Genomic DNA, 9,385 nt, shown 5'->3' with positions numbered 1-9,385 from the left:
AGGTGGTCGGCGAGGCGTTGTGCTTGGTCGCGTAGGGCGGTGGGGGTGCGGGCGGAGAGCAGTACGGGGACCACGGGCAGCGAGCCGAAGACGGGGATCGGGTCTTCCGGTGGGGTGGCGTTGTCCGCGTCCGACGGTTCGGGGGCGGGTGCTTCTTCCAGGACCACATGCGCATTCGTCCCACTCACACCGAACGACGAGACCGCCGCCCGCCGAGGCCGGTCGGCCGCGGGCCACGGGACGGGCTCGGTCAGCAGCCGGACCGCCCCGGCCGACCAGTCGACACGCGAGGAGGGCCGGTCCACGTGCAGGGTGGCGGGCAGCGCTCCGTTGCGCATCGCCATCACCATCTTGATGACACCTGCGATGCCCGCCGCCGTCTGGGTGTGGCCGATGTTCGACTTCACGGACCCGAGCCACAACGGGCGGTCGGCGGGCCGGTCCTGACCGTAGGTCGCAAGGAGTGCCTGTGCCTCGATCGGGTCACCCAACCGGGTGCCGGTGCCGTGTGCCTCGACCACGTCCACGTCGGCCGCCGACAGCCCCGCGTCGGCGAGTGCCTGCCGGATCACCCGCTGCTGGGAGGGTCCGTTCGGCGCCGTCAGCCGACTGCTGGCCCCGTCCTGGTTGACCGCGGAGCCGCGCATCACGGCGAGGACCTGATGGCCGTTGCGGCGGGCGTCGGACAGCCGCTCCAGCAGCAGTACGCCCACACCCTCGGCCCACCCGGTGCCGTCCGCCGCCTCGGCGAACGCCTTGCACCTGCCGTCCGGGGCGAGCCCCCGCTGCCGGGAGAAGTCGACGAACATGAACGGCGTGGCCATCACTGCGACGCCCGCTGCGAGCGCCAGCGAGCACTCGCCCTGGCGGAGGGCCTGGCACGCCTGGTGCAACGCCACGAGAGCCGAAGAGCAGGCGGTGTCGACCACGACGGACGGCCCTTCGAGCCCCAGCGTGTAGGAGACGCGGCCCGAGATGACGCTGAGGGTGTTGCCGGTGAGGACATGCCCCGCGAGCTCCTCCGGCACCTGGTGCGAGCCCGGCACCACGTAGGACTGGGAGCCGGCGCCCACGAACACCCCGGTCCGGCTGCCGCGCAGCGACACCGGGTCGACGCCCGCCCGTTCGACGGCCTCCCACGACGTCTCCAGCAGCAGCCGCTGCTGCGGATCCATGGCCAGGGCCTCGCGTGGCGAGATCCCGAAGAAACCGGCGTCGAACCCGGCCGGGTCGGTGAGGAATCCGCCGTCGCGCACATAGCTGTTTCCCGTGTGTTCCGGGTCCGGGTCGTAGAGGGCGTCGACGTCCCAGCCGCGATTGTCGGGAAACGGGCCTATCGCGTCGGTGCCCTCCTCGACGAGTCGCCACAGATCCTCGGGGGACGACACTCCACCGGGGTACCGGCACGCCATTCCGACGAGGGCGATCGGCTCACGGCCGCTCTCCTCGGAGTCCCTCAGACGCCGACGGGTGCGGTGGAGTTCGGCGGTCACCCATTTGAGGTGCTCCAGCAGTTTCTCGTTGTCGCTCATGAAGGTTGCACCACCAGAAGATCGGTTCGGTTGGGGAGTCGGTGTGCGCGGCATTGCGCTCAAGGAGCGCCGAACTCCTTCTGGATGAAGGCGAAGACCTCGTCCGCCGACGCCGATTCGAGGCTTTCCGCGACGTCCTCCTCACCGCTTGTGCCGGACTCGTCGCCCCATGCGGCCAGCAGGCTCCGCAGCCGCGTGGTGACGGACTCGTGCTCCGTACCGCCCAGCGCGGTGGCCTTCAAGGCCGCCTCCAGCCGGTCGAGTTCACCGTGCACGGCCATGGCCTCGGCGCCCTCGGTGTCGCACAGCGACGACCAGAGATGGTCGGCCAGGACCACCGGGGACGGGTGGTCGAACACCAGGGTGGGCGGCAGTCGCAGGGATGTCGCCGCCATCAGCCGGTTGCGCAGCTCGACGGCGGTGAGCGAGTCGAGCCCGGCCTCCAGGAAACCGCCGTCCGGCCGCACCGCGTCCGGAGACGGGTGGCCCAGCACGGCGGCGGTGTGGCCGCGTACCACCGAGAGGAGTTCACGCTTCTGGTCATGCGGGGGCAGCGTGGCCAGCCGCCCCGCGAGCGCGTCACCGGGCTCCGGCGCGGTGACGGCGCCGTCACGCCGGACGAGGGCGGGCACGAGCGCGCGCAGTACGGCGGGGACGGGCGTGTCGGCGCCGCGCATCCGCGTCAGGTCCAGGTAGGCCGTGAGCAGTACCGGCTCGTCGGACCGAGTCGCGGCGTCGAACAGTTCCAGCGCCTGTGCCGAGTCCATCGGCGACAGCCCGAACCGGGTGATGCGGGCGAGTTCGGCGTCGCCGAGCCGGCCGCTCATGCCGCCGTCGGCCCACAGGCCCCACGCCATCGAGACAGCGGAGCGCCCCCCGCTCCTGCGGAGTTGGGCGAGCGCGTCGAGGAAGGCGTTCGCCGCCGCGTAGTTGCCCTGCCCCGCGGCCCCCAGGGCGCCGGCCGCCGAGGAGAAGAGCACGAACAGCGACAGGTCGAGGTCCCGGGTCAGGTCGTGCAGGTGCCACGCCGCGTCGGCCTTCGGCCGGAACACCCCGCGGATCCGCTCGGCGTCCAGCGACCCGACGAGGCCGTCGTCCACCACGCCCGCCGTGTGCACGACGGCGACCAGCGGCCGTCCGGCGGGGACAGCGGCCAGCGTGGCCGCGAGGGAGTCCCTGTCACCCACGTCGCAGGCGGCCACGGTGGCGGTGGCGCCGTACTCGGCCAGTTCGGCGACGAACTCCTCGGCGCCGTCCGCCGAGCGGCCCCGGCGGCTCAGCAGAAGCAGGTGCCGCGCGCCCCTTTCCCGGACGAGGTGCCGGGCGACGTGGCGGCCGAGCGCACCGGTACCGCCGGTGATCAGCACGGTGCCCTCCGGGTCCAGTGCGACATCGTCCGCGACGGGCGTGGGTGCGCGCCGCAGCCTCGGCACCCGGACCGTTCCGTCGCGCACCAGCAGTTGCGGCTCGTCGGACTCCCAGGCCAGGGCCAGCTCGTCGGTGACCGACCCGGGAGTGTCGAGGTCGAGCAGCGTGAACCGGCCGGGGTGCTCCGACTGGGCCGACCGTGCCAGGCCCCACAGCGCCGCCCGCGCCGGGTCGGGCGCCTCGTCCGCGACGGCCACCGCCCGGCTCGTGACGAGGACGAGTCGCGTCGAGTCGAACCGCTCCTCGTCCAGCCAGGCGTGCAGCAGGCCGAGTCCCCGATCGAGGATGGCCGCGGCGTCCACGGCGGGATCCAGGCCGGCGACGGCGTCGACGGGCGCGAGGACCACGTCGGGGACGGGCTCGGTGCTCGCGGCGAGCGCCGCGTGATCCGTGTGGTGGCGCACCTCCAGTCCGAGGCCCCGCAGCGCGGTGGTGAGACCGCGCTCGTCGGTGCCGAGGACCGCGTACGAGGCGGCGCGGCGCTGCCGGGTCGCGGGGCGGGGCGGCTCCCACTCGGTACGGAACACCGCGTCGTGCCGGGCGAAACGGATGGTGGCCAGCTGCTGGGGCGACACCGGGCGCATGGCGACCGAGTCCGCCTGCGCGACCAGGCGGCCGTCCTGGTCGGCCATGGTGAGCGCCATCTGGTCGGTGCCGGTCGGGGACAGCCGTACGCGCAGGGCCGAGGCGCCGTGGGCGTGCACCGACATGCCGGTCCAGGAGAACAGCATCCGTACCCGGCTCGCGTCGGTGTCCTCGGGGTTCGCGTCCGCCCTGCCCTTGACGATCACAGGGTGGAACACGGCGTCGAGCAGGCCCGGGTGCAGGCCGAAGCGCCGGGCGTCGGCGTGGAACTCCTCCGGCAGCGACACCTCCGCGAACAGGTCGCCGTCGAGCTGCCAGACCGCGCGCAGCCCACGGAACGCGGAGCCGTAGGCGACGGCGGCCGGGTCCATCGCCTCGTACATGCCGGTCATCTCCAGCGGGACGGCGCCTTCGGGCGGCCAGACGCCGGAGAGCGGGGCGAGCAGTCCCTCGTCGACGGCCTGCGGGCCCTGGGCGAGCACACCGCTGGCGTGGTGCGTCCACGGTTCGTCCGCGGTGGCGTCCTCCGGCCGTGAGTTCACCGTGAAGGTGCGCCTGTCGCCGTCGTCGGCGGCGGCCACCCGCAGCTGCACGTGGACCGCGTCCTGCTCGGCGAAGACGAGCGGGGTGGAGAGGGTCAGGTCGTCGAGCACGGTGCACCCGAGCCGCTCGCCCGCCCTGAGGGCGAGTTCCACCATCCCCGTTCCGGGGAAGACGACGCGCTCCAGCAGCATGTGCCCGGCGAGCCACGGGTGGGTCGGCAGGGAGAGCCGCCCCGTGAACAGGTGCTCGTCGCTGCCGGCGATGCCGATGGTGGCGCCGAGGAACGGGTGCTCGGTCGCGCTCAGGCCGACCGCCTTGGCGTCGACCGGTCCCGCCGCCGGGGTGGGCCAGTAGCGGCTGCGCTGGAAGGGGTAGGTGGGCAGGTCGACGACGCGGGCGTCGGCGCCGCTGAACTGCGCCGCCCAGTCGACGGCGACCCCCCTGGCGTGGGCGAGCCCCAGCCCGGCCAGCAGCGCCGCGGCATCGGGCCGGTCGCGCCGCAGGGTGGCCACCGCCCCCTGGGACGCGGTCCCGGAAGCCGATTCGGCCGCCAGGCAGTCCTCCACCATCGGGGTCAGCACCGCGTCCGGGCCGATTTCGAGGAATACGGTGTCCGCCCGCCGTTCCGGGGCGGCCATGGTGGTGACGGCGTCGCTGAACCGCACGGTCTTGCGTACCTGGTCGACCCAGTAGCCGGCCGAGCCGAACTGTTCGAGGGTGGCGGTCAAGCCCGTCACGGTGGAGACCACCGGCACCGTCGGCGTCTGGGCCCGCGCCGCCACCTGAGCCGCGATGTCGCGGAAGGCTGGCAGCATGGGATCCATCAGCACGGAGTGGAAGGCGTGACTGACCCGCAGCCGGGACGTGCGCAGACCGCGTTCCCGCCAGGTCTCGCCCAGCCGGAGCACCTCGGACTCGTCGCCGGAGACCACCACGGAACCGGGGCTGTTGACCGCGGCGACGCTGACCAGGCCGGTCAGGTCGGCACCGATGTCCGCTTCGGACCCGGCGACCGCGAGCATCGCGCCCCCGGACGGCAGCGCCTGCATCAGCCCGGCGCGGGCCGCGACCAGCGTCGCCGCGTCCTCCAGGGAGAACACCCCCGCGGCATGCGCGGCGGCGAGTTCGCCGATGGAGTGCCCCGCGAGCACGTCGGGCCGTACGCCCCAGGACTCCAGCAGCCGGAAGAGCGCCACTTCGGTGGCGAAGAGTGCCGGTTGGGCCACACCGGTCCGGTCGAGCTCCTCCCCGGTGAGGTCGACGGCGGGCAGGCCCAGTTCGGCGGTCGCGTGCCGCAGTGCCGCCGTGGCCTCGTCGAACGCGGAAGCGTACGCCGGGAACCGGTCGTGCAGCTCCCGCCCCATACCCGGCCGCTGGCTGCCCTGGCCGGAGAACACCATCGCGACCTTCGTGGACCCCGCGGCGGGCAGCACCGGCCGCTGGACCACCTCGTCCAGCCCGGCGAGCAGTCCCTCGCGATCCGCCGCCACCACGACGGCCCGGTGCTCGAAGACCGAGCGGGACAGCACCGAGGACAACGCCACGTCCACGAGCCGGGTCCGGGGCCGCGACCGTATCCACTCCTGCCAACGCGACGCCTGGTCGCGCAGCGCTTCGGCGGACCGGGCCGACAGCACCACCGGCACGGCCGGTCCGCCGTCGCCGGGGGCGGCGCCCTCCGCCGTGCCGTCGGCGCCGGCGTTGTCGTCGGCGTTGCCCTCGTGCTCGTGCTCGTGTCCGTTCTCGTATTCCGGCACCTGTTCCAGCACGACGTGGGCGTTGGTGCCGCTGATCCCGAAGGAGGACACGGCCGAGCGGCGCGGCCTGTCGGACTCCGGCCAGGACGTCCGCTCGGCGAGCAGCCGTACCGTGCCGGCCGACCAGTCGACATGTGTGGACGGCTCGTCGACGTGCAGGGTGCGGGGCAGCACACCATGCCGCATCGACATGACCATCTTGATCACACCCGCGACGCCCGCCGCGGCCTGTGTGTGGCCGATGTTGGACTTCACCGACCCGAGCAGCAGCGGCCTTTCCTCCGGCCGGTCCTGACCGTACGTCGCCATGAGCGCCTGGGCCTCGATGGGGTCGCCGAGGCTGGTCCCCGTGCCGTGTGCCTCCACGGCGTCCACGTCGCCGAAGGACAGACCCCCGTTGGCCAGTGCCTGACGGATCACCCGTTCCTGCGCCGGCCCGTTCGGCGCGGTCAGCCCGTTCGACGCGCCGTCCTGGTTGACCGCCGAGCCCCGTACCACCGCCAGCACCCGGTGGCCGTTGCGCCGCGCCTCCGACAGCCGCTCCAGGACGACGACGCCCACACCCTCGGCCGAGCCGAACCCGTCCGCCGCCTCGGCGAACGCCTTGCTCCTGCCGTCCGGTGACAGCGCACCCTGCCGGGAGAACTCCACGAACATCGCCGGTGTCGACATCACCGTCACACCCGCGGCCAGCGCCAACGAGCACTCGCCCAGCCGCAGGGCCTGTACGGCCAGGTGCGTCGCCACCAGCGACGACGAACACGCCGTGTCCACGGTGATGGCCGGTCCTTCCAGACCGAGCAGGTACGCCAGCCGGCCGGAGGCGACACTCGGGGTGTTCCCGGTGGCCAGGTGCCCCTCGGCGCCCTCGACCGAGTTCGCGAGCCCGGCGCCGTACTCGTTGTAGGACAGTCCGACGTAGACGCCGGTCGAGCTTCCGCGCAGCGACTCGCGGCGTATTCCGGCCCGTTCGACGGCCTCCCAGGACGCCTCCAGCAGCAGCCGCTGCTGCGGGTCCATGGCCAGCGCCTCACGCGGGGAGATCCCGAAGAACCCGGCGTCGAACTCCCCGGCGTCGTGCAGGAAGCCGCCGCGCCGGGTGCGGCTGGACCCCGGCCGGACGCCGTCCGGATCGTACAGGCCCGCCACGTCCCAGCCGCGGTCGTCGGGGAAGGCCGACGTTCCGTCGCCGCCCGCCTCGACGAGCCGCCACAGATCCTCCGGGGACGCCACCCCGCCGGGGAAGCGGCAGCTCATGGCGACGATCGCGATCGGCTCGTCGGCCGCCCCGGCCCCGACGGGTACGACGGGCCCGGCCGTGGCACTCTCGGGCGAGGAGCCCAGCAGGCGCTGTCCGAGGTGCCGCGCCAGGGCGTCGGGGGTGGGGTGATCGAACACCAGGGTGGCGGGCAGCCGCTCCCCGATCACGGTGGTGAGCCGGTTGCGCAGCTCGATGGCGGTCAGGGAGTCGAAACCCAGCTCCTTGAACGCCTGGTCGGCCGCCACCTCGTCGCCGGACGAGTGACCCAGCACGACGGCGGCCTGCTCGCGGACCAGTTCCAGCAGCGTGGCGTGGCGCTGGTCCGGGGCCAGCGAGGCGAGGCGGTCGGCCAGGCTCCGCTCCGCCGGGGCCGCCGCGCCCGAGACCCTGCGACGTCCTTGGCCGCGTACCAGATCGCGCAGTATCGGCGGGACCTCGGCGTCCTGACTCGGCTGCCAGCGCACGGGGAGCACCACACCGTCCGACCCGGCGCACGCGAGGTCGAACAGCCGCAGCGCCTCGCTCGTCGACAGCGCCCGCATCCCGGCCCGTGACACCCGGGCCAGATCGGTGCCGGACATGTGCCCGGTCATCCCGCTGGCCTCCTCCCACAGGCCCCAGGCCAGGGAGAGAGCGGGGAGCCCCCGGCGCACCCGGTACTGGGCCAGGGCGTCGAGGTAGGCGTTGCCCGCCGCGTAGGCGGCCTGTCCCGCCGCGCCGATGGTGGCGGCCACCGACGAGAACAGGACGAACATCGACAGGTCCTGGCCGGCGGTCAGCTCGTGCAGATTCCACGCGGCGTCGGCCTTCGGCGCCAGCACGGCCCGTACCCGTTCCGGGGTGAGCGCGGGGATGACGCCGTCGTCGAGGAGGCCGGCGGCGTGGACTACGCCGGTGAGCCGCACGCCCTCCAGCGCCGCGCGCAGCGACTCCCGGTCCGCCGCGTCGCAGGCCCGCAGCTCCACCGAGGCGCCCAGACCGGTCAGGTCGCGCACCAGGTCCGCCGCGCCGTCGGCCTGGTGGCCCCGGCGGCTGAGCAGCAGCAGGTTCCGTACGCCGTGCTCGGTGACCAGGTGCCGGGCGAGCAGGCTGCCCAGCGTTCCCGTACCCCCGGTGATGACGACGGTGCCGTCGGGATCAGGGGCGGTGGGGATCGTGAAGACGTTCTTGCCGATGTGGCGCGCCTGGGCGATGTGCCGGAAGGCGTCCTTGGCCGCGCGCACATCCCAGACCGTGCGAGGCAGCAGCGTCAGTACGCCCCGGTCGAAGAGCCCGACCAGATCGACCAGCATCTCCTGGATCCGCTCGGGGCCGGCGTCGGCGATGTCGAACGCCTGATACGAGGCGTCCGGCGCGGTGACGGCGGTGGAGTCGCGGACGTCGGTCTTGCCCATCTCCACGAACCGGCCCCCGGGACCCAGCATCCGCAGTGACGCGTCCGTGAACTCCCCGGCCAGCGAGTTGAGCACCACGTCCATCCCGCCCGGCCGGGCGAACCGGGTCTCGAACTCCACCGTCCGCGACGAGGCGATGTGGTCCTCGTCCAGCCCCATCTCCCGCAGGACCTGCCACTTTCCGGGGCCGGCCGTGGCGAACACCTCCGCTCCCAGGTGCCGCGCCATCTGTACGGCGGCCATCCCGACGCCACCGGTGGCCGCGTGCACCAGCACCGACTCCCCGGCCCGCAGGCCCCCCAGGGTCCGCAGACCGTGGTACGCCGTCAGGAACACCGCGGGGACCGAGGCCGCCGCCACGAACGACCACTCCGCCGGGATCGGCACCACCCATCGGCGGTCGACCGCCACCACGGGGCCGAAGGAGCCGTCGAGCAGGCCCATCACCCGGTCGCCCACGGCCAGTTCCGACACCCCGGGACCGACTTCGGTGACCACACCGGCGCCCTCGCCCCCGAGCAGCGCCTCGTCCGGATACATGCCGAGCGCGATCAGTACGTCACGGAAGTTCACCCCGGCTGCCCGTACGGCCACCCGCACCTGGCCCGTTCGCAGCGGCTCCGCCGCCTCGGGGGAGGGGCACAACGACAGCTCTTCGACCGTGCCCCCCGGCCCCGCCGTCAACCGCCACGCGCCGTCCTCGGGCGGCACCAGCCGCTCCGCCGCCCGGGTGAGGCGGGGGGCGCGGATCCGGTCCCTGTGGAGGGAGAGTTGTGGTTCGTCGGTGGCTAGGAGGGTGGTGACGGTTCGGGGTGTGAGGTGGTCCGTGTCGTGTGGGGTTGTGGTGCCGGTGTCGGTGCCGGCACCGGTGTCGGTGTTGAGGTC

General features: G+C 73.5%; 2 protein-coding genes. Both read right to left on the bottom strand.

Annotated elements, in window-relative coordinates:
• A partial coding sequence (locus ACFXPL_RS36270; RefSeq protein WP_384927439.1) for a type I polyketide synthase occupies positions 1-1,532 on the bottom strand: 1,532 nt, incomplete at its 3' end.
• Between the two features lie 59 nt (positions 1,533-1,591).
• Positions 1,592-9,211 carry an SDR family NAD(P)-dependent oxidoreductase gene (locus tag ACFXPL_RS36265; protein WP_384927438.1) on the bottom strand — a complete coding sequence of 2,540 codons (7,620 nt, stop codon included), beginning with the start codon at positions 9,209-9,211 and terminating at the stop codon, positions 1,592-1,594.
• Between the last annotated feature and the right edge of the window lie 174 nt (positions 9,212-9,385).

The organism is Streptomyces sp. NPDC059092 (assembly GCF_042756365.1).
Classification (GTDB): domain Bacteria; phylum Actinomycetota; class Actinomycetes; order Streptomycetales; family Streptomycetaceae; genus Streptomyces.
The sequence above is the reverse complement of the archived record's forward strand: the minus strand, read 5'-3'. Positions and strand labels throughout refer to the sequence as shown.